The sequence below is a fragment of the Mucilaginibacter ginsenosidivorax genome (genome assembly GCF_007971525.1).
Taxonomy (GTDB): Bacteria; Bacteroidota; Bacteroidia; order Sphingobacteriales; family Sphingobacteriaceae; genus Mucilaginibacter; species Mucilaginibacter ginsenosidivorax.
In genome coordinates this window covers 7,657,709-7,678,074 of sequence record NZ_CP042437.1, presented here as the reverse complement: position 1 = coordinate 7,678,074, position 20,366 = coordinate 7,657,709, and the positions used below count along the sequence as shown (strand labels likewise).

General features: G+C 44.5%; 15 protein-coding genes. 5 read left to right on the top strand and 10 right to left on the bottom strand.

All coding sequences use genetic code 11. The features are described from left to right. Positions 1–32 precede the first annotated feature (32 nt). The gene (locus FSB76_RS31400; RefSeq protein ID WP_147060618.1) at positions 33–1,331 is read left to right on the top strand and encodes an NAD(P)/FAD-dependent oxidoreductase; all 1,299 of its coding nucleotides are present in this window, start codon (positions 33–35) and stop codon (positions 1,329–1,331) included. 57 nt (positions 1,332–1,388) lie between these two features. Continuing rightward, positions 1,389–2,633: a cation:proton antiporter gene (locus tag FSB76_RS31395; RefSeq protein ID WP_147060616.1), complete on the top strand. Its 1,245-nt coding sequence runs from the start codon at positions 1,389–1,391 to the stop codon at positions 2,631–2,633. A gap of 2 nt (positions 2,634–2,635) precedes the next feature. Here FSB76_RS31395 and FSB76_RS31390 read toward each other — a convergent pair whose 3' ends face one another. From FSB76_RS31390 to FSB76_RS31355, 8 genes are all read right to left on the bottom strand, one after another. After that, a complete protein-coding gene (locus FSB76_RS31390; RefSeq protein ID WP_147060614.1) occupies positions 2,636–3,244 on the bottom strand; it encodes an FMN-binding negative transcriptional regulator in 609 nt (202 codons plus the stop codon). A 74-nt stretch (positions 3,245–3,318) separates the two neighbouring features. Further along, positions 3,319–4,266: an N-acetylornithine carbamoyltransferase gene (locus tag FSB76_RS31385; RefSeq protein WP_147060612.1), complete on the bottom strand. Its 948-nt coding sequence runs from the start codon at positions 4,264–4,266 to the stop codon at positions 3,319–3,321. Between the two features lie 26 nt (positions 4,267–4,292). Beyond that, entirely contained in the window at positions 4,293–5,420 is a 1,128-nt protein-coding gene (locus FSB76_RS31380) for an aspartate aminotransferase family protein (protein ID WP_147060610.1), read from the bottom strand. A 158-nt stretch (positions 5,421–5,578) separates the two neighbouring features. Further along, positions 5,579–6,616: an N-acetyl-gamma-glutamyl-phosphate reductase gene (gene argC / locus FSB76_RS31375; RefSeq protein WP_147060601.1), complete on the bottom strand. Its 1,038-nt coding sequence runs from the start codon at positions 6,614–6,616 to the stop codon at positions 5,579–5,581. Positions 6,617–6,636: 20 nt separating this feature from the next. Continuing rightward, positions 6,637–7,041 carry a cupin domain-containing protein gene (locus FSB76_RS31370; RefSeq protein WP_147060600.1) on the bottom strand — a complete coding sequence of 135 codons (405 nt, stop codon included), beginning with the start codon at positions 7,039–7,041 and terminating at the stop codon, positions 6,637–6,639. Positions 7,042–7,043: 2 nt separating this feature from the next. After that, the gene (argG, locus tag FSB76_RS31365) at positions 7,044–8,270 is read right to left on the bottom strand and encodes an argininosuccinate synthase (protein ID WP_147060598.1); all 1,227 of its coding nucleotides are present in this window, start codon (positions 8,268–8,270) and stop codon (positions 7,044–7,046) included. Between the two features lie 69 nt (positions 8,271–8,339). Continuing rightward, the gene (locus FSB76_RS31360) at positions 8,340–8,987 is read right to left on the bottom strand and encodes a GNAT family N-acetyltransferase (RefSeq protein WP_147060596.1); all 648 of its coding nucleotides are present in this window, start codon (positions 8,985–8,987) and stop codon (positions 8,340–8,342) included. A gap of 571 nt (positions 8,988–9,558) precedes the next feature. Next, a complete protein-coding gene (locus tag FSB76_RS31355) occupies positions 9,559–9,822 on the bottom strand; it encodes a CHC2 zinc finger domain-containing protein (protein WP_147060594.1) in 264 nt (87 codons plus the stop codon). Between the two features lie 204 nt (positions 9,823–10,026). Here FSB76_RS31355 and rhaM point away from each other — a divergent pair, with 204 nt between their 5' ends. Both rhaM and FSB76_RS32315 read left to right on the top strand, forming a co-directional pair. Beyond that, the gene (gene rhaM, locus FSB76_RS31350; protein ID WP_147060592.1) at positions 10,027–10,341 is read left to right on the top strand and encodes an L-rhamnose mutarotase; all 315 of its coding nucleotides are present in this window, start codon (positions 10,027–10,029) and stop codon (positions 10,339–10,341) included. 12 nt (positions 10,342–10,353) lie between these two features. Then, positions 10,354–10,527, top strand: coding sequence for a hypothetical protein (locus tag FSB76_RS32315; protein WP_158643024.1), 174 nt, complete (start codon positions 10,354–10,356; stop codon positions 10,525–10,527). Between the two features lie 26 nt (positions 10,528–10,553). Here the strand turns inward: FSB76_RS32315 and FSB76_RS31345 are convergent, their stop codons facing one another. Together FSB76_RS31345 and FSB76_RS31340 are read right to left on the bottom strand one after the other, a co-directional pair. Then, the gene (locus FSB76_RS31345) at positions 10,554–12,566 is read right to left on the bottom strand and encodes an FAD-dependent oxidoreductase (protein ID WP_147060590.1); all 2,013 of its coding nucleotides are present in this window, start codon (positions 12,564–12,566) and stop codon (positions 10,554–10,556) included. A 50-nt stretch (positions 12,567–12,616) separates the two neighbouring features. Beyond that, positions 12,617–13,930: a glycoside hydrolase family 88/105 protein gene (locus tag FSB76_RS31340; protein ID WP_147061130.1), complete on the bottom strand. Its 1,314-nt coding sequence runs from the start codon at positions 13,928–13,930 to the stop codon at positions 12,617–12,619. Positions 13,931–14,713: 783 nt separating this feature from the next. Between FSB76_RS31340 and FSB76_RS31335 the strand changes: the two genes are divergently transcribed. Then, complete coding sequence (locus FSB76_RS31335; protein WP_147060588.1) at positions 14,714–20,365, top strand: HAMP domain-containing protein; 5,652 nt, start codon at positions 14,714–14,716, stop codon at positions 20,363–20,365. The last annotated feature ends 1 nt before the right edge of the window (position 20,366 follow it).

Here is a 20,366-nt window from a genome sequence, read left to right as displayed (position 1 = left end):
TTAAGGCATTAAACTTGCTGTAAAATTTTCCTATGGATAAAAAGAAAGGTACAAAGCCACGTGTCGTGATCATCGGCGGCGGTTTTGGAGGACTTGAATTAGCAAAGAACCTTAAAAATGCGCCGGTAGATGTACTGCTGCTTGATAAACATAATTACCATACATTTCAGCCCTTGCTGTACCAGGTAGCTGCCGGTTCTATAGCCGCCGATTCTATCGGTTTCCCAATCAGGAGGATTTTTACAAAACAGGAGAACTTCAGGTTTGCGCTTGCAGAGGTTGAACAGATACACCCTGAAACCAACACGCTTACCAGCAATATAGGTACGATATATTACGATTACCTGATTATTGCGACAGGTTCAAATACCAACTTTTTTGGCAACAAGGAAATTGAACACTTTGCTATGCCGATGAAGAATATCCCGGAGGCATTAAACCTGCGTAGTTTGATATTGCAAAATCTCGAAATGTCGTTAGTCACCAAAGATCCGGAAGAGAAAGCAGCTTTGATGACTTTTGTTGTAGTAGGTGGGGGGCCAACCGGCGTAGAGCTATCAGGTGCGCTTGCCGAAATGCGGCAGTTAATTTTGATGAAAGATTATCATGGCTTGCGTAAACATAATATGAAAGTTTACCTGATTGAGGGTAAGGATGTTGTGCTTGGCGCCTTCTCGCCGGCAGCATCGGCAAAAGCGAAAAGGTTTTTGGAAGATATGGACGTTACTATTTACAATAGCGTACACGTGCAAAGCTACGATGGTGTTTTGCTTAAAATAGATGATGGAACAACCATACTTACCCGCAATGTTTTATGGGCTGCAGGCGTAAAAGGCGAGGTACCCGCCGGCTTACCCCCAACTAATATTACAAGGGGTAACCGCATACAAGTTGATGAAATTAATAAAGTAAATGGTTATAGCAATATTTTTGCCATTGGCGATGTATCGGCTATGATTACGGCCGAGACACCGAACGGGCATCCGGGAGTTGCTCCTGCCGCTATCCAGCAGGGGGAGTGGCTTGCCAAAAACCTGGTGCGGATATTGAATAACCAGGCTACTGTACCATTTAAATATAAAGATAAAGGATCGTTAGCTACAATTGGGCGTAACAAAGCTGTGGCCGATTTAGGGAAGTTGCATTTCCAGGGTTTTTTTGCCTGGTTATTGTGGGGCTTTGTGCATTTAATGTCGTTGGCCGGTTTTACCAATAAGGGAATTATATTTTTTAGCTGGGCAATTAACTACTTTAATAAAAACAGCGATAACCGCCTGATTGTACGTTATTTTGATACGGAAACCCGGATGACGGATCCCGAGTCTAAATAAAAACAGTTGATTTAAAACATTGCGGCGTTTATTTTATTAGTAACAAAGTAAACGCCTATGGATCTATTTGTTGTAATTGCTTTATTGGTTATTGTAAGTGCATTTTTTTCCTACTTAAATGCTCGCTTTATAAAACTTCCGGGTACCATCGGAATTGTTTTAATAGCCACCATAGTTTCTATTGCTATACTGATTGTTGATAAGCTGAATCCTGCAACGGCCAGGTACTTAACTACTCTTGCCAAGAATATCGATTTTTCGAAGGTAGTGCTCAATATTATGCTTGGTTTCCTGCTGTTTTCGAGCGCGTTTAACCTCGATGGAAAAAAGCTAAAAAAAGAAATGCGGCCTGTACTAATACTTAGCACATTAGGGGTAATATTATCTACTGCCATTTTCGGTTTTCTATTGTATTACCTGGCCCCCTTTTTTCATATCCACATGCCACTTATTTATTGTCTTTTGTTTGGGGCTTTAGTATCACCTACCGACCCGGTAGCGGTTTCGGCAATTGTTAAAAACTCAAAGTTGCCTGCGCACCTGGAGACTATTATCTCTGGCGAATCGCTGTTTAACGATGGGGTAGGCTTAGTATTATTTGTGATTTTACTTGAAATAACCAATGTAGGCGAAAAAAATATCGAAGCCTCGAAAGTCGCGATACTTATCTTAAAGGAAGTTTTCCTGGGTATAATGGCCGGGGCTGCTTTTGGGTACCTGGCACAACGCCTCATGAAGTCGGTAAAGGATTTTCAAACCATTGTGCTTATCTCTTTGGCTTTGGTAATGGGCTTATCAGTACTGGCTACCATTTTCGAATTTTCTATTCCATTAGCAGTGGTAACCGCAGGTTTGTTTGCCGGAAGCCATTCCATTAACCAGGATAATAAAGAGCGTTCGCATGAATCATTGGAAAAATTTTGGCAACTGGTTGATGAAATGCTGAACACTATTTTGTTTGTGATGATAGGCCTGCAACTTATTAATTTACCGTTTGTAAATAATTATTGGGTTACAGGGAGCATATCTATTGTATTTATATTGATTGCCCGCTGGTTAAGTATCATGTTGCCGCTTACCTTTTTAAGGCGGTCGTTAAAGGTTAATTACAGTAATATTAACGTAATGACCTGGGCCGGCTTAAGGGGAGGTATCTCCATCGCCTTAGCGTTAACTTTGCCAAATACACCCTACCGTCATCTGATCTTATCGGGAAGTTATTTTATAGTTATATTTTCAGTAATAGTTCAGGGATTGACACTTAATGCGATGATAAACAGGGCATCTAAGTACATCGAATAATGCTATTTTAATTTCGACATATAGTTGGCTATCTCGCTTTCAACCGAATCTTCACTTTTGCTTAGTGTATTGATGATATTTTCACGCTCGAGCGCTGATCTATTCTGACTTAGCTTTTGTTTGCCTTGCAAATCGTCGACAATAATTTCAAATGCCACAATGCCTTTTATCATTTTTTGCTTGTAATCGCCGGGCAGGTTATTCCATTGTTGCAAATAACCAGGCTCATAATTGTTTATCATTTTGGCTAACAATTCGACTGTTTCATTTTCCTCGGCTAATAAACTTGCTTTTCCATAGGCGTGTACAGCTAAATAATTCCAGGTGGGTACGTTGTTTTCCTTTTCGTAATTGGCCGGGGATATGTAAGCATGCGGTTCAGTAAATATCACCAATACCGGTTTATTAATGATGCCCAGTGCCTGTGGGTTTGCTTTGGCAAAATGAGATAACAGCGCTACCTTATCATCGCGCTGTTCAATCAAAAAGGGGAGATGCGTAGCAACCGGCACATCATGATCAGCCGTAACTATAGTGGCAAAGCTATAACGTTGCATAAAATTAATGGCTTCCTGCTGGTTTGGAAATTTATTGAAAGCGGGTATGTACATAGTTCTCGAGAATCAAGAGTCAAGAATCAAGAGTTATGATTTTTGCTAAAAAAGTATGTAACTACAAAAGCTAACTACAAGCTTTCCAGCATTTGCTTTAACACAGCCTGAGCAGCCCATACGCGGTTACCCGCCTCATGCACCACAATGCTGTTAGGCCCATCCAAAATCTCGTCAGACAGCTCTAAGTTGCGGCGAACAGGTAAACAATGCATCACCTTAGCATTATTGGTTAATTTCAACTTTTCGTTGGTCAGCATCCATTCCTCATTTTTACCGAGTATATTACCATACGGCTCATAGGCCGACCAGTTTTTTACATAGATAAAATCGGCATCAACTAAGGCCTCATCCTGGTTATAACTGATGGTTGCACCTTGGGTAAAATCGGCACAAAGCTCATATCCTTTAGGCTGTACGATGGTAAAATCAACATCTGCCTTGCACATCCACTCAGAAAATGAATTTGGCACGGCTTGCGGCAGCGGTTTGATATGCGGCGCCCAGGTTAATACAACTTTAGGGCGGGCAGTAGTTTTTAATTCTGTTATAGTAACCAAATCCGCAAGGCTTTGCAAAGGATGGCGGGTAGCCGATTCCAGGCTAACTACCGGTACTTTGCAAAACTCTACAAACTTGTTAAATATCATTTCGCTATAATCTTCTTCGCGGTTACGCAGGCCGGGGAATGAACGCACACCTATAATATCAGCATACTGGCCCATAACACCCGCCGCTTCACGTATATGCTCGACGGTTGTGCCGTCCATTACAACCCCGTCGCGAAGCTCCAATGCCCAGCCTTCTTTATCGATATTAAGCACCATTACATTCATGCCCAGGTTAAGGGCCGCTTTTTGCGTGCTCATGCGTGTACGCAGGCTTGGGTTTAAAAACACCAATGCAAGGGTTTTATTTTTGCCCAATTCCTGGTTGGCATAAGGGTTTTGCTTAAGCGCCAACGCTTCTTTTACAAGGGCATCAATATCAGTAACGTCGTTTACAGAAGAAAATAGTTTCATCAGTCGGGATTATTATATATTGCTATCTATTGATTTAAAACATCTACAAAAGCTTCCAGGAACCTATCGGCATGAGCCCTGGTTAGGTTTAACGCAGGCAATAACCTTACTACGTTAGGTTTCGCTTCGCCTGTAAAAATATGGTGTTTAAATAAAAGTTCTTTACGCGCGTGGGCCAATTCTTCGGGCAATTCAATCCCGATCATCAAGCCACGTCCTCTTACTTCTTTAACCTGCTCCAGTTTTTTAAGTTCCTTTATAAGGTACTCGCCAACGGTGGCAGCATTTTGCATTAGGTTGTCCTGTTCCATTACTTCCAGCACGGCTAATCCGGCGGCACAAGCCAAGTGGTTGCCACCAAACGTGGTGCCCAGCATGCCATACGCAGGCTGTATTTTTGGCGAAATAATGATACCGCCAACCGGGAAACCATTCCCCATTCCTTTGGCCATGCTATATATATCGGCATCAACTCCTGCAAAATCCTGCGAGAAGAATTTGCCGGTACGCCCGTAACCGCATTGTACCGAGTCGGCTATAAAAACGGCATTGTATTCATCGCAGAGCGACCTGATTTTTTGCAGAAATCCCTCAGGAGCAACCTGGATACCGCCAACGCCCTGGATGCCTTCGATAATTACAGAGGATATTTCGTTTTCGGCAAAAGCCTGAGCTAAAGCAGTTTCATCTGCCCATGGCAAAAATATCACATTATCGGTTTCGTTGACAGGAGCAACGATTTTTGGGTTATCAGTAACCGCGACTGCTAATGATGTACGGCCATGAAATGCTTTGGTAAATGCGATGACTTTCTTTTTACCATTATAAAATGATGCCAGTTTCAAAGCATTCTCGTTTGCTTCGGCACCCGAGTTACACAAGAAAAGTTGATAGTCTTCTTTACCCGATACCTTACCTAATTTGGTGGCCAGCTCTTTTTGGATAGGGATTTCGATAGAGTTGGAGTAAAAACCCAGTTTGTGCAGTTGATCTTCTAATCGTTTTACATAGTGGGGATGCGTATGGCCGATAGATATTACAGCGTGACCGCCGTACATATCAAGATATTCATTGTCCTGGGCATCGTACACAAGGCTACCCTGGCCTCTTACTATATTTATAGGATTGATTGGATATACGTCGAATAATTTCATTTTCGTTGAGCTTAAAGCAGAAGGCTGAAGGCCAAAAGCTTTTATTTTCTAATTGTTTTAATAAGGCTAATCAGTATTGCCTTAACTTCATTTATTAGCGCATTTGTTTGCTGAAACAAATCCTGGTTATTGTCGGCAACTGTCTTTAGCCTTTCAGCTTAAAAAGCAGTCGCCTTAAGTCGTAGTCCTGCGCGCTCATCCAGTCCGAACATTAAGTTCATGTTTTGTACTGCCTGGCCCGATGCGCCTTTAAGTAAATTATCCATAATGCTGACAATGAATATTTTATTGCCATGTTTTTGTACTTGAATAAAGCATTTGTTGGTATTTACAATTTGCTTTAAATCGATGTTCCTGTTGGTAACGTGGGTAAATGGATGTCCCTCGTAATAGTTTTGATATAGCGCTAAAGCTTCATCTTCGCTTAAATCACTTTCTGTGTATATCGATGCGATGATACCACGTGTAAAGTCACCACGGTAAGGCACAAAGTTGATGGCTTTATCGAAACCAGACTGTAGCTGCTTTAAAGATTGCCCTATCTCATTCAAATGCTGGTGATTAAATACCTTGTAAACAGATAAGTTATCATTACGCCATGTAAAGTGCGAGGTGGCTGCCAGGCTTTGGCCTGCACCTGTTGAACCGGTAGTCGCTGTGATATGTACTTCGTTATTTAGCAACCCTTTTGATGCCAGGGGCAACAATCCCAATTGTAAACAAGTAGCAAAACAGCCCGGGTTGGCTATGTTTTCTGCTGTTTTAATAGCCTCACGATTCAACTCTGGCAAACCGTATGTAAAGTTTTTGGTTTTAAGTTTCGAGTTTTGAGTTAAGCGAAAATCCTGGCTCAGGTCAATAATTTTAACGCTATCGGGAATATCATTTGCATCCAAAAACTTTTTGGCATCACCATGACCTACGCAAAGAAAAAGTACATCCACATTGGTTGTAAGCTCGGCAGCGAATTTCAAGTCAGTATCCCCAAACAGATCGGTATGCACCTCGTAAATATAATTGCCCGCATTGCTGTTACTATGTACAAATGCAATATCAACATTAGGGTGGTTAATGAGTATCCGCAATATTTCGCCGCCGGTATATCCCGCACCGCCTATAATGCCTGCACGTATAGCCCCCCGCCCCCCTGAAGGGGGAGTTGAACTATTTGTTATATCTTTTAAATTATCAGTCATAATATCAATTATTAAGGGGGTTAGGGGGCAACATTGATCCTGTCATTATTTGTTGATGGATATGAATATAAAATAAACTCCAGGTCACTTTGATCGTTGTTGCTGATGAAGTGTTTTTGCCCTGGTAATATTTCGATGCCTTGCTCTGGCTTTAAAACGGTCGTTTCTCCATCAATGGAAAAAGTTGCCCGCCCTTTCAAAATAAAGAACAATTGAGTTGCCTTTTCATGGTAATGTAATTGTTCGGCCGTGTCTGGCGGCATTAGCTCCTGTTTTACAGATAATGCCTCGGTATCAATAAAAGTCCAGCCGTGGCAGTCGTCACCCCAGTTATAATGCTTCAGGCATTCTCCTTTTGAAAAGGGTGCCCCCCTGCCCCCTAAAGGGGGAGTAGGAATAGCGTTAATATTTTCTTTATCTGCCATGATTAGTCTTGAGCAATTTGCGCTCCCCCTTCAGGGGGCTGGGGGGCATTTACTTTGTGATAGATCATTACCTGGTTGCCAAATATTTTCGAGAAACCTTTAACGTCTTCGCCGCTCCACGAGTTGTTCATCTCGCCGTAGCTACCAAATTTATTCGACATCAAATCATGATCCGATTCGATACCTACAACCTGGAAACGGTATGGATGTAATTGAAGAAATACTTTACCGCTTACGTTTGCCTGGGTATCGCTCAAAAAGGCCTCCATGTTGCGCATAATTGGGTCATGGAACTGGCCTTCATGCAGCCAGTTACCGTAGAATGCAGAAAGCTGATCTTTCCATGATAGCTGCCATTTAGTTAGCACGTGTTTTTCTAAAGTATGGTGAGCCTTTATAATTAACATTGGCGCAGCAGCCTCAAAGCCTACCCGGCCTTTAATGCCGATAATGGTATCGCCAACGTGAATATCCCTGCCAATGCCATATGGCTGCGCTATAGCCTGCAAAGCCTGGATGGCTTTGGTTGGGTGATCATATTTTTCACCGTTAATACCAACTAATTCACCTTTTTCAAATTCAAGTACAAGGTCTTTTACTTCAGATTCGGTTACCTGGGTAGGCCAGGCTTCTTCGGGCAACCCTAAGTTCGACGTAAGGGTTTCTTTACCACCAACAGATGTTCCCCAGATACCTTTGTTAATGGAGTATTTAGCTTTCTCGAAGTTCATCTCCACTCCATGATCTTTCAGGTATTGGATTTCCTCTTCACGGCTCAATTTCAAATCGCGGATAGGGGTGATGATCTTTACTTCGGGAACCAGGATGTTAAAGATCATATCGAAACGTACCTGGTCGTTACCGGCGCCTGTGCTGCCGTGGGCAACAAACTCGGCGCCAATTTCTTTGGCGTAGTTGGCTATAGCTGTAGCCTGGCTCACACGCTCGGCACTTACCGAAAGCGGGTAAGTATTGTTTTTCAATACATTACCATAAATCAAAAAGCGAACACAGGTATCATAAAAGTTTTTGGTTTCATCAACCACATGGTGCGATGTAACGCCCATTTTATAAGCGCGTTCTTCCACCCCTTTTAGTTCTTCGTCGCTAAAGCCGCCGGTGTTTACAATTACCGAATGAACTTCATAACCCAGATCCTGTGTTAAATATATACAGCAAAATGAGGTGTCTAATCCGCCGCTGTATGCTAATACTACTTTCTTTTTCATTTTTTGAGGCTTAAAGCTAAAAGCACAAGGCTTAAAGCTTTTTATGTTTGTTTGGTGATTTTTCTGTTCTTAGTTTTCAAGGTGGCCAATGCGTTTCTTAATCGCATTTTCAATACGCTCCAATAATGTGGCTTTGTGCGTAATGCGTTTCATCTTTTCCTCGTCCTGTTTCATTTTTTCGGCAGGGTCAAAAAGCATGGCGGTGCACATGCAGTTTTTGCGGCCTTTGCTCATCAGGATGTCGTAATTAACGCAGCTTTTGCAGCCGGCCCAAAAGTTTTCGTCCTGCGTAAGCTCGGAGTAGGTCACTGGTTCGTATCCAATTTCTGAGTTTATTTTCATTACCGCCAGCCCGGTGGTTAATCCGAATATTTTGGCTTCCGGGTATTTTTTGCGTGAAAGCTGGAAAATGGCATGTTTTATGGCTTTTGCTAAACCCACTTTACGAAAGTTTGGGTTAACAATTAGGCCCGAGTTAGCTACGAAGTCGCCGTGGCTCCAGGTTTCAATATAGCAGAAACCAGCCCAGGTACCGTCTTTATGCAAGGCGATAACTGCTTTGCCTTCCAGCATTTTGTTGGCAACATATTCTGGCGAGCGTTGCGCAATACCCGTTCCGCGCGCTTTGGCCGACTCGGCCATTTCGTCGCAAATCATTGTGGCATAATCTACATGCTGTGCTGTAGCAACCTGAATATCAAAATCTTGTATGGTCATTTAAATAGATAATTACCGTTAAATTAATTGGCTTTTGATCGCCTTAATAATTAGATGGCTTTTTTACAAAGAAGTTTAACAACTTTTTTGTGGGGTTTAGTACGGGAAATTAATTCAAACCCTTGGCATATAGGGCCTTCGTCGGGAAGGGCAGGATAAAAAAACAGTTGAACCCAAAGCAGCGGCAATGGGAGCGAATGATGCTCTTGTTGCGGGCTTATTTAAGCTTGGTTGATTCATTTTTTTGAGGTATTACTGTGTTTTTAATTTGGGTGCAAATTAGGCCATAAATTTTTACTTATACAAGAAAAAACGTACTTTATAACATTTAAATGGAAATGAGGTGATCTGGCCGATATTATCCCTTTGAAAAATAGTAAAGTAAAGTTATCGCTATTTAATTCTGACGAGCCATGAAATGCTGTGAAAATGATATACAAATACCCACAATTATGCAAAAAAGACGATACAAAAGTTCAATTAATTTCAACTTTTGTGATACTAATTAACACTTTTACGAACCTACCGGTAAATCAATGAATTTGAAGACGGGCTGGTGTACTGGATGACTTTATTTTCCCTGCGCGATGAGCCCGATGGCGTCTTCGCGGGACTTATTTTCAATGGCCATTACAAATTCTATCGGGCCGCCGCCTTTGCCGCAGCCAAAACATTGGAACATATTTTTTTCTTCGTAAACCATTAATGAGGTAGCCTGGTCTTTATGGAAGGGGCACTTGCCTTTAAGCGCTTTCCGGCTTACTTCGAGCAGGATATATCTGGAAACGATTTGTACGAGGTTGGGTTGGACAGGGGTAGAGATAGATTCTGACATAAACGTATAAGATTCGCGAAAATAAGAATTAATCTGCCAGGGGCTAAAACTTTTCGTTACTTAATCAGGATGCTTGGGGATTGTGAACTGAAGAAAGAATACTTATTTTGGCAAAACGCAAATCTGTTTAAATATATAAGTCATTTTTTGGATGAAGCGTACATCGACAACCAATTGCCATATTTAACATTTTAACATTTACCTATGGATCGCGTAGCATTTAAAATGAAGCTTTTTCCCGGCTTTGAGCAGGAGTACAAAAAACGCCATGATGAAATATGGCCCGAATTATCGGCGCTGCTAAAAGATACAGGGATAAGCGATTACGCCATCTTCCTGGATGAGGACACTAATAATCTGATAGGCGTTTTGAAAGTAGCCGATAAGACCATGCTCGATACACTGCCCGCAAATGCCATTATGCAAAAATGGTGGGCCTATATGGGCGATATTATGGAAAGTAATCCCGATAACTCGCCGGTAAGTACCCCGCTAAGAGAGGTTTTTTACCTGCCATAAGTATTTAACTTTATGAAAAACTTAGTGCGTAAAAATATATGTTTAAGCTTGTTGCTGATAGTGGTGATCATGCTATCATCTTTTATGCTGACAAAACCAGCCGATAAGCCAACATTTTATGTGGTAGGCGATTCCGGTCTGGCGGAAGACGCATGTGATGCGTCTCTACAATATTTCATCATTTGAACGACTATATTATGTTTGTCCCCCAGCTACCTTGCAGGCACAAAAAGTACAGCATCTGCAACGGTTACCCCGTCGGCATTTTTGTTGGAGATTTGTACGTAAGCCTGCTTGCTTTTTGATAAACTGTATAATCCCAAAGCAACCCATTCGCCCGACGTTTGTCCTTCAACCTGGATAGCCCCCTGGTCAATTATCTTTTCGGTTGCGTTTGTTCCGTCAAAAATGGTAATGTGTGTTTTTGCTGAAGCATTTTTGGCTTTTGGGAAATAAGCGTACACATTATAGCTGCCATTTTTAACAATATCCGGCCTGAACTTAACTGAATTAACGGGGCCTGCTTTGGCCGTATCAATAAAATAAGTTGGGCCATAACCGCCCGATTGTGCAATCTTCCAATCCCCGGTAATCTGAACGTGAGCGGTATCATCATTATCAACCAATACCTCTGGTGTCCTGCCGTCTGCCAGTGGATTGTTTTTCAATAGCTTCTGCACCGCTGTAACGTCTACCATTTGCACAGCTATTTTTCTGTCGATAGCCTGGCATGCGGCAACGGCAGCCGACTGGCCCAACACCATAAATACCGGTTCCATGCGAATGGAACCGTAAGCAATGTGCGACGCCGAAAGGCAAACCGGCACTAAAATATTTGTAGCCTCTGCCGGTTTCGGAACAATGGCCCGGTACGATACCGGGTAGGGGCCAAAACCGCCCACTTCAACATTGCCTTCATTTTTAGCCATCCCATCAACCACCTGCCTGTCGCAATTGTGCGAGTCCATGGTATAAGCGGCCATGCCGATACCATCATTGGCAACCTCTTTTCCCTGGCAGTATTGCTGGGTCATTACCAGTTGGCCTATCATCCTGCGGGCCTCCCTGATATAAAGCTGGGGAGTCCAGTTTCCATTATCTGTATATTCGTCTTTTGGGTAGCCCCATTGTTTCATTTCATTACGTATGTTAGCCGGTATCCGCGGATCGTTACCAAGGAAATATAAAAAGCCTTTTGTATAGGTTTCATGCGCTTGCTGGATTTTTAACCGTTTTTGATAATCAGCCTCGGGGTATTCCCAGTTCATGCCTATCATATCAGTAGAAAAACCACCTTTATTATTAATATCAGTTTTTCCATTCGGCATTTTGCTTATGATAAGCACATCGTTAATTGATTTCCAAGGGTCTTTTTCCTTTAAGCGAAGCAGCAATTCATATTTTTGAGGATCATAATTTTTCGGCTTTGCAATATCTATCCGATTTTCAGGTACATTGGTTAAGGTAATACGAAAGTTATAAGCCTGTACTTTTTTATCGCCCGAGCCTTTCGTTTGTAAGCCGTCGCCGGATATTCCCCATAATAAACCGCTTTTCGGGTCGCCGGGTATTTTATATGGGTCGATGCCGTCGGGAAACTGGTGCCCGTCCATTACTTCAACACCGTTTATGGTTTCATGGTACTGGCTGTTTGCCTCGCGCCCAACCGTGTAAGAAACGCCCGAGCGGGCCATCAAATCACCTTCGTAGGTGCAGTCAATAAACTCCTTTGCTTTAATCGTTATATTGGTTACTGCGGTAGGTTTCAATGAATTTTCAACTACCATTCCGGTTACCAGGTTGCCGTGCTTAGTTACTTTGATAAGACGGTTTTGCATTAAAACGGTAAATCCGGCTGTTTTCACATATTGGTTAAAAATAGCCTCGGCCACCTTTGGCTCAAATATCCATTGCTCAAATTTTCCGTAATGCTGCCCAATCTTCCTGTAAAAATCCCTGGCCAGGCCGGTCACCACATATTTATTGCCGATATCGGTATAGCCTAAGCCGCCCGATGTCATGCCGCCCAAATGATTCCCCGGCTCAACCAATACCACTGTTTTACCCATTTTTTTTGCTGTGTACGCCGCTATTACACCGGCACAGGTGCCGCCATATATGCACACGTCGGTTTCAATCGCTTTGGTGCTTTGTGCGCGGGCGGGCAGTATCGCACAAAAATGAGTTACTATGATTAGCAGGATTATTACTTTAAAATTCCTCATAGTTGTTTGTTTAATTAGTTGAATGGTCAGGCAAGTGAAACCGGTTATGCTTATTTGGGTACCTGTACCGCACTGTCGTTAATTATAAACGGGTGCTGTTGCAGCATACGGTAAATTTCGGCCCCTGCCAGTAAAACTGGTCCGTAGCCGTGTGCGGCATAATTATTTACCGGGCGGTAATAATAAAAAGCGGGATCGAAACCCATGCCGGTACCAACGCAGGTACCTTCAACCTGGCCCTTATCATTTACCCTGGTGCTCACCGCGTTCCAGGCAAGCAACGCCGCAGGGCCGTAAGCTTTGGCATCCAGCCAGCCTTTGTCAATGGCCCTGGCAAAACAATAGGCGTAAATAGCCGTCGCCGAAGTTTCGAGGTATGAGTCGTTCCGGTCGAGTAGCTGGTGCCATAAACCGGTGGCATCCTGGCGCTGCGCAAGCCCGGCAGCATGTTTTTTCAATATTTCTAATAAAACCGCTCGTCCGGCATGGTCTTCCGGTAGTGCATCAAGTAATTCAATGGTAGTTAAAATAGCCCATCCGTTTGCCCTGGCCCAATGAAACTGGGGGTGCGGGTCCATATGCTGAACCCAGCCATGCATAAATAATCCGCGTTCCGGGTTAAACATTCGTTTGCTGAATAATTGGTATTGCTTCACAGCTTCGTCAAAATACTTTACATCGCCGGTAAGCGTGCCCATTTGTACCAAAGCCGGAAGGCTCATGTACATATCATCAAGCCATAGGGTATTGGGGTGTGGCCGGTTGCGGGCCAGCGTTCCATCGGCCAGGCGAAATTGTTTTGTGAGGATATAATTGATATAGTTGTCAATTATCGGTCGTAAATCGGCCTTTACTGCCCCGGTTTTTACAGCTTTGATCATCGCCGCGGCCATTGAGCCTGCATCGTCAAGCGCCTCGGGCGCGATTACCGATTTTACGGGCGTTGCAGACTGGGGGGACGTTTTTAGGTAGGTTTTAAAGGCAGCAACAGCGTTACCAATATAACTCAACCGGTTTACGGTGTAGTCTGTAAATTTACTATCCCCGGTTGCTGCGCCTGCCTCCAGCATCCCGGTGTAAGTAACGCCCCATTCATAACTGATCAGCCTGAAATCGCCATCGGCAAAAACGCTGTTGGCGTTTACGTTGGCCAAATTATTGATAGCCTGGCCGCCCGGTTTGGCAATAAGCTGATAGGGGGTAACTGTATCCAGGTAATGGTATACTTTATCCAGCACGGCTTTAACATCGGCTTGTTTGGTTTCTCCGTAAGGCGTTATGTAGGCCGGCTTAAGCAAATGTAATGGTGAGGTGGCATCGTTGTTTTTTAAAACCGTAGTTTGACCATAACCTGTAAATGCCATTGATTGTATTAAAAGCGTGATAGCAAAGCAGTTTATAACAAATTGCAAACGCGGGCAATTGCCGGGTGTATTGTTAAATTGGCTCATTAAATAACGTAATTGGTTGATGTATTCGGTTATAAAGTTATGATAATAGATGTTTTTAGGGGGAAAATTAAGTCAAAATTCAAAAATCAAAATTCAAAAAGGTTTTGGGTTTAATTGTGACAAGCAGCCTTAAAAAAAGCGGGCCATCATAGCTTGTCCTTACTCATTGGGGATTGGAATTTACATAAACATTCGATTGAATGCTGGCTACGACTCACCCCGACGAGGCTCCGCCCGTCTGCCCCTCTCTCCGACTTCGTCGCATAGAGGGGCGAAAAAAAATTGGAGACACCCTCTTTGCGGCTTTAGCCGGAGGGTCGGCCAGCGTAGCGTAGCCGGGGTGAGTCTTCGCCGCCATGCAATATACCCTATTACCCCTTTCAGAGCCTATCGCATGATAATCAACAGGATAGCGTAAGGGCATAGTATCCTCTTTACAACCTTTCGTATAGCGATAAATTTAACGCTCAAAAAAATTAAATTTTAAAACAATTTCTTTAATATTTGTTTTATTTGCTGGCTAATTGCCGATGCTTTATTGTGCCTGAAAAATATTTTCTTTTTAGTATTTCAGTCTTAATTTTTTAGAAATTTATTCTCGCTTTTGTATTTACAATAATGGATTTAACCATGTGTTGTTTCGCTTGTTTGTGCAGAAGCTGTTTTAAATAAACGGATCACAATTAAACTCTTCCCATGAAGGACGACATTTTAGAAAACATCTTGAATGAAACCGGCGTAACACCACATGCCGACACAGATTCCCTTGACCTTAAAGAATTACTTAAAGTGCTGTCGCTTGTAAAGGGGGGCAGGCTTAATGTACGGATGCCGGTAACCCAGGCGGGCATCAACGGCCGCATTTGCGAAGTGCTCAATGACATTATCGATATGAATGAGCGTTTTGTAGCCGAGATATCTGCTGCAGAAAAAACCATTGGCAAACGGGGCAACCTGGGCAAGCGCATTGAGCTATCGGATGCCAAGGGCGAATGGGCCAGCGGTGTAAACTCATTAAACAACCTTATCGAAGACCTTACTTCGCCTACGCTGGAAATTGCGGGGATGATTAACTCTGTTGCCAACGGAGATTTATCTAAACATATCCCCTTAGAGATTAAAGGCCATCCGCTGAAAGGGGAGTTCCTGCGGATAGCCAAGGAATCAAACCAAATGCTTTCCAAACTCCAGCTATTCTCCATGGAGGTTACCCGGGTAGCCCGGCAGGTAGGTTCGGAAGGTAAACTGGGCGAGCAGGCCAAAATTAAAGGCGTAGCAGGCGTTTGGGCCGAACTTACCGACTCGGTAAACCAAATGGCCGGTAACTTAACGGCCCAGGTGCGTAACGTAGCGGCGGTAACCACAGCCGTTGCCAAGGGCGACCTTTCGCGCAAGATCACGGTGGAGGCCAAAGGCGAGATCCTGGAGCTGAAAAATACCATCAATACGATGGTGGATCAGCTCAACTCTTTCTCATCCGAGGTAACCCGTGTGGCGCTCGAGGTAGGTACCGAAGGTAAGCTGGGCGGCCAGGCCAAGGTACCAGGCGTTGCGGGTACCTGGAAAGATTTAACAGATTCTGTAAACCGTATGGCGGGTAACCTTACCTCGCAGGTACGTAATATAGCCGGTGTGACCACTGCGGTAGCCAACGGCGACCTTTCTAAAAAAATTACGGTTGACGTAAAGGGCGAAATGCTGGAGCTGAAAAAAACCATTAATACGATGGTGGATCAGCTCAACTCCTTCGCATCCGAGGTAACGCGTGTGGCGCTCGAGGTGGGTACCGAAGGTAAACTGGGCGGCCAGGCCCGTGTGAAAGGAGTAGGCGGTGTGTGGAAAGACCTTACCGACTCGGTAAACCAGATGGGTAGTAACCTGACCGACCAGGTACGTAATATTGCGGGTGTAACCACCGCCGTGGCCAAGGGCGACCTTTCGCGAAAAATTACGGTGGATGCGAAAGGTGAGTTGCTGGAATTGAAAAATACCATCAATACGATGGTGGATCAGCTTAACTCCTTCTCTTCGGAGGTAACGCGTGTGGCGCGTGAGGTAGGCTCCGAAGGTCAGTTAGGCGGCCAGGCCAATGTGCCGGGGGTAGGCGGTACCTGGAAGGATTTGACAGACTCGGTAAACCAGATGGCCGGTAACTTAACCGGGCAAGTACGTAACATTGCCGAGGTAACCACCGCGGTGGCCAAAGGCGACTTATCCAAAAAGATTACGGTTGACGTACAGGGCGAGATGCTGGAACTGAAGATCACCATCAATACGATGGTGGATCAGCTGAACTCCTTCGGATCTGAAGTAACGCGCGTGGCACGGGAGGTAGGTTCGGAAGGGCAGCTGGGCGGCCAGGCCAATGTGCCGGGTGTAGGCGGTACCTGGAAGGATTTAACTGATTCGGTAAATAAAATGGCCGATAACCTTACCTCGCAGGTACGTAACATAGCCGAGGTAACCACTGCCGTGGCCAAGGGCGACCTTTCGCGAAAGATCACCGTAAATGCTAAGGGTGAGTTATTGGAACTTAAAGATACAATCAACACCATGGTTGACCAGTTGCGCGGTTTTGCATCCGAAGTAACCCGCGTGGCCCGCGAAGTAGGTTCCGAAGGCCAGTTAGGCGGCCAGGCCAATGTGCCGGGTGTGGATGGTACCTGGAAGGATTTGACCGACTCGGTAAACAAAATGGCGGGTAACCTTACCGCGCAGTTAAGAAATATAGCTGACGTATCCATTGCGATTGCAAACGGCGATTTATCCAAAAAAATTACGGTTGACGTTAGGGGCGAGATATTACAGCTGAAGGAGACCATTAATACGATGGTTGATCAGCTGCGTGGTTTTGCATCCGAAGTAACGCGTGTTGCGCGCGAGGTAGGTACCGATGGTAACCTTGGTGGCCAGGCCTTTGTGCCGGGCGTTGCGGGTACCTGGAAGGATTTGACCGATTCGGTAAACCAGATGTCGAGTAATTTAACATCGCAGGTGCGTAACATTGCCGAGGTAACCAAGGCGGTGGCCAGCGGCGACCTTTCAAAAACGGTTATCATCGACGTGAAGGGCGAGATCATGGACCTTAAAAATACCATCAACACGATGGTGGATCAGCTTAACTCTTTCGCGTCCGAAGTAACGCGTGTTGCGCGTGAGGTAGGTACCGAGGGTAAGCTGGGCGGCCAGGCGCACGTAAAAGGTGTGGCCGGTACCTGGAAAGATTTAACTGACTCGGTAAACCAGATGGCATCCAACCTTACCGGACAAATTCGCGGTATTGCCAAGGTGGCTACCGGTATTGCCAAAGGTAACCTGAAACAGCGTTTGTCCATCAACGCTTTAGGCGAGGTGGCCCAGCTTACAGATACCATTAACGAAATGATTGATACCCTGGCGGTTTTTGCCGACGAGGTAACCACGGTAGCCCGCGAGGTAGGTGTGCAAGGCCGTTTGGGTGGGCAGGCCAGCGTACCGGGCGCTTCAGGTACCTGGAAGGATTTGACTGAAAACGTAAATCAGCTGGCCCAAAACCTTACTGTACAGGTACGTTCCATATCTGAAGTAGCCTCGGCGGTAACCAAGGGTGACCTTACCCGTACCATACGTGTGGAGGCTAAAGGCGAGCTGGAAGCGTTAAAGGATACCATTAACCAGATGATTGCCAACCTGAAAGGTACTACCTTACGTAACCACGAGCAGGATTGGCTAAAATCAAACCTGGCCAAATTTGCGCAAATGTTGCAGGGACAGCGCGACCGGAACGCGGTGGCCAACAAAGTATTATCGGAACTTGCCGAACTGGTGAATGCCCGTTACGGCGCGTTTTATATACTGGAGCAGCCCGAAGCGGCGGACGAGCCCAAACTGAAGCTTTTCGCGGGTTATGCGCAAAAGAGCCGCAAACTCATCAACCAGGAATTTTCGCTTAGCGAAGGGCTGGTAGGGCAGTGCGCAACCGATAAGGAAAGGATAAGGCTGGCCAATGTACCAAATGAATATTTACAAATCAGTTCTGGCATAGGCAATGCCGCACCTATCGACCTGGTGATATTGCCGGTACTGTTTGAAAATAATGTAAAAGCGGTTATCGAGCTGGCCTCTTTTGAAAACTTCAGCGATACCCACATCGACTTCCTGGATCAACTTACCGAAAGTATCGGTATCGTGTTAAACAACATTGAAACCAATACCCGTACCGAAGAATTGCTAAGCCAATCGCAATCATTGGCCAGCGAGCTTTCGGCGCAGCAGGAAGAGTTAAGAAGGGCGAATGACGAGCTGCATGATAAAGGCCGCTCGTTGGAGGAAAAGGCCGAGCAACTTACGCTTACCTCCAAATATAAATCGGAGTTCCTGGCCAATATGTCGCATGAGCTGCGCACGCCGCTTAACAGCTTATTGATCCTGGCCCAGCAGTTATTTGAAAACCCCGAAGGTAACCTTACCGAAAAGCAAAGAATGTTTGCCAAAACCATCCACTCATGCGGCGATGACCTTATCCAGCTGATTAATGATATCCTCGATCTGTCGAAGATTGAATCGGGTGTAATAGCGGCGGATGTGATGCCGGTTAGCTTTAAAGAGATAGCGTCCTTTGCCGAATCAACCTTTAAACCGATATCCGAAGCTAAAAACCTGAAATTTGAGATTGAAGTAGAGGAAACCCTGCCCGAAATGATGGAGACCGATATGCAGCGCCTTAACCAGATCCTCAAAAACCTGCTCTCCAACGCGTTTAAGTTTACCGAAAAAGGACGGGTTAAACTTCATATTTTCCGCCCTGCTGTAGATCATGAAAACCCTATTGGCCTGCCTGGCGAAGTCATCGCATTTTCTATCGAGGATTCGGGCATCGGTATTTCTAAAAATACGCAGGGTATCATTTTTGAAGCCTTTCAGCAGGCCGAAGGTTCAACCAGTCGTAAATATGGCGGTACCGGGCTTGGCTTATCCATCAGTAAAGGCTTCGCCGAACTGCTGGGCGGAACCATTACCGTGGGCAGCGAATTGGGCAAAGGCAGTACATTTACGCTTTACCTGCCATTGAAATATAAAGAAGAGAAAACACCTGTGGTGAAAATCAAGGAAAATCTTTCGGTATCGCACCTGCGTACCAGCCTGGCCGAAACAGCCGAAATGGTAATAGATGATGACCGCCACAATATAGTAGCCGAAGATAAAGTATTACTGGTTGTGGAGGATGACCTGCGCTTTACAAAAATCCTGATAGATAAAGCCCATGACATGGGCATAAAAGTGCTGGTAGCCATAAGTTATCTCGAGATTTTTGATAACATCCTCAAATACAACCCGATTGCCATCACGCTTGATGTAAACATGCCCGAATCAAACGGCTGGAAGATCCTTAAATTGCTTAAGAGCGATATCAATTTGAGGCATATCCCGGTACACGTAATATCGGGCGAGGATAACAGGGTAATGGCACACAAACTCGGCGCCAAATCATTTAGCCTTAAACCGCTGTCAAATACATCGTTACAGGATTTAATTACAGGTATAGTAAGCTTCCACGAGCATGCCAAAAAACGGGTGCTGGTGATAGAAGATAACGAAACTGAACTTAGCAGGCTTTCTGAATTGTTATCAAGCGACAGGGTAGAGGTTGTGGGTGCCGGTACTGCTAAAAAAGCATTGTCGGTACTTAAAAAGGAGATGTTTGATTGTATCATTATGGATTTTGTGCTGCCCGATGCAAACGGCCTGGACCTGATCACTAAAATAAACCTGTTAAAACAACAGCAAACTACCATCCTGCTGCATTCTGCCCGCGATTTTACCCAGGATGAGCTCATTCAGCTTAAACGCCTCAACCATAAAATTATCACTAAAACTTCGTCGTCACATGTTTACCTGTTAGAGGAGATATTGGTGCTGCTGCATGTTGATAAAAAATATATCAGCGAAAGTAAACTGAAAATGATTGACAGTGTACGCAACCAGGCAGATGTGCTCGACGGCAAAAAAGTACTGGTTGTTGACGACGACGTGCGTAACCTGTTTGCTTTAACCGCTGTATTTGAACGATCAAAAATAGAAGCGATTACTGCCGAAAGCGGGCGCGAGGCACTGGAAATATTAAATAAGGATAAAACAATTGATATTGTACTGATGGATATCATGATGCCTGAAATGGATGGGTACGAAACAATACAGATCATCCGCAAAGAGGCGCGGAATAAAAACCTGCCGATAATTGCGGTTACGGCCAAAGCCATGATTGGCGACAGGCAAAAATGTATCGCGTCGGGGGCATCAGATTATATCACCAAACCTGTAAAAACCGATCAGTTGTTATCCCTGATGCGGGTATGGCTCATTAAATAAT

Excerpts from the sequence above, each read along its gene's own strand:
- FSB76_RS31400 (WP_147060618.1), top strand. The coding sequence starts at position 33 with ATGGATAAAAAGAAAGGTACAAAGCCACGTGTCGTGATCATCGGCGGC.
- FSB76_RS31395 (WP_147060616.1), top strand. The coding sequence starts at position 1,389 with ATGGATCTATTTGTTGTAATTGCTTTATTGGTTATTGTAAGTGCATTT.
- FSB76_RS31390 (WP_147060614.1), bottom strand. The coding sequence starts at position 3,244 with ATGTACATACCCGCTTTCAATAAATTTCCAAACCAGCAGGAAGCCATT.
- FSB76_RS31385 (WP_147060612.1), bottom strand. The coding sequence starts at position 4,266 with ATGAAACTATTTTCTTCTGTAAACGACGTTACTGATATTGATGCCCTT.
- FSB76_RS31380 (WP_147060610.1), bottom strand. The coding sequence starts at position 5,420 with ATGAAATTATTCGACGTATATCCAATCAATCCTATAAATATAGTAAGA.
- argC (WP_147060601.1), bottom strand. The coding sequence starts at position 6,616 with ATGACTGATAATTTAAAAGATATAACAAATAGTTCAACTCCCCCTTCA.
- FSB76_RS31370 (WP_147060600.1), bottom strand. The coding sequence starts at position 7,041 with ATGGCAGATAAAGAAAATATTAACGCTATTCCTACTCCCCCTTTAGGG.
- argG (WP_147060598.1), bottom strand. The coding sequence starts at position 8,270 with ATGAAAAAGAAAGTAGTATTAGCATACAGCGGCGGATTAGACACCTCA.
- FSB76_RS31360 (WP_147060596.1), bottom strand. The coding sequence starts at position 8,987 with ATGACCATACAAGATTTTGATATTCAGGTTGCTACAGCACAGCATGTA.
- FSB76_RS31355 (WP_147060594.1), bottom strand. The coding sequence starts at position 9,822 with ATGTCAGAATCTATCTCTACCCCTGTCCAACCCAACCTCGTACAAATC.
- rhaM (WP_147060592.1), top strand. The coding sequence starts at position 10,027 with ATGGATCGCGTAGCATTTAAAATGAAGCTTTTTCCCGGCTTTGAGCAG.
- FSB76_RS32315 (WP_158643024.1), top strand. The coding sequence starts at position 10,354 with ATGAAAAACTTAGTGCGTAAAAATATATGTTTAAGCTTGTTGCTGATA.
- FSB76_RS31345 (WP_147060590.1), bottom strand. The coding sequence starts at position 12,566 with ATGAGGAATTTTAAAGTAATAATCCTGCTAATCATAGTAACTCATTTT.
- FSB76_RS31340 (WP_147061130.1), bottom strand. The coding sequence starts at position 13,930 with ATGGCATTTACAGGTTATGGTCAAACTACGGTTTTAAAAAACAACGAT.
- FSB76_RS31335 (WP_147060588.1), top strand. The coding sequence starts at position 14,714 with ATGAAGGACGACATTTTAGAAAACATCTTGAATGAAACCGGCGTAACA.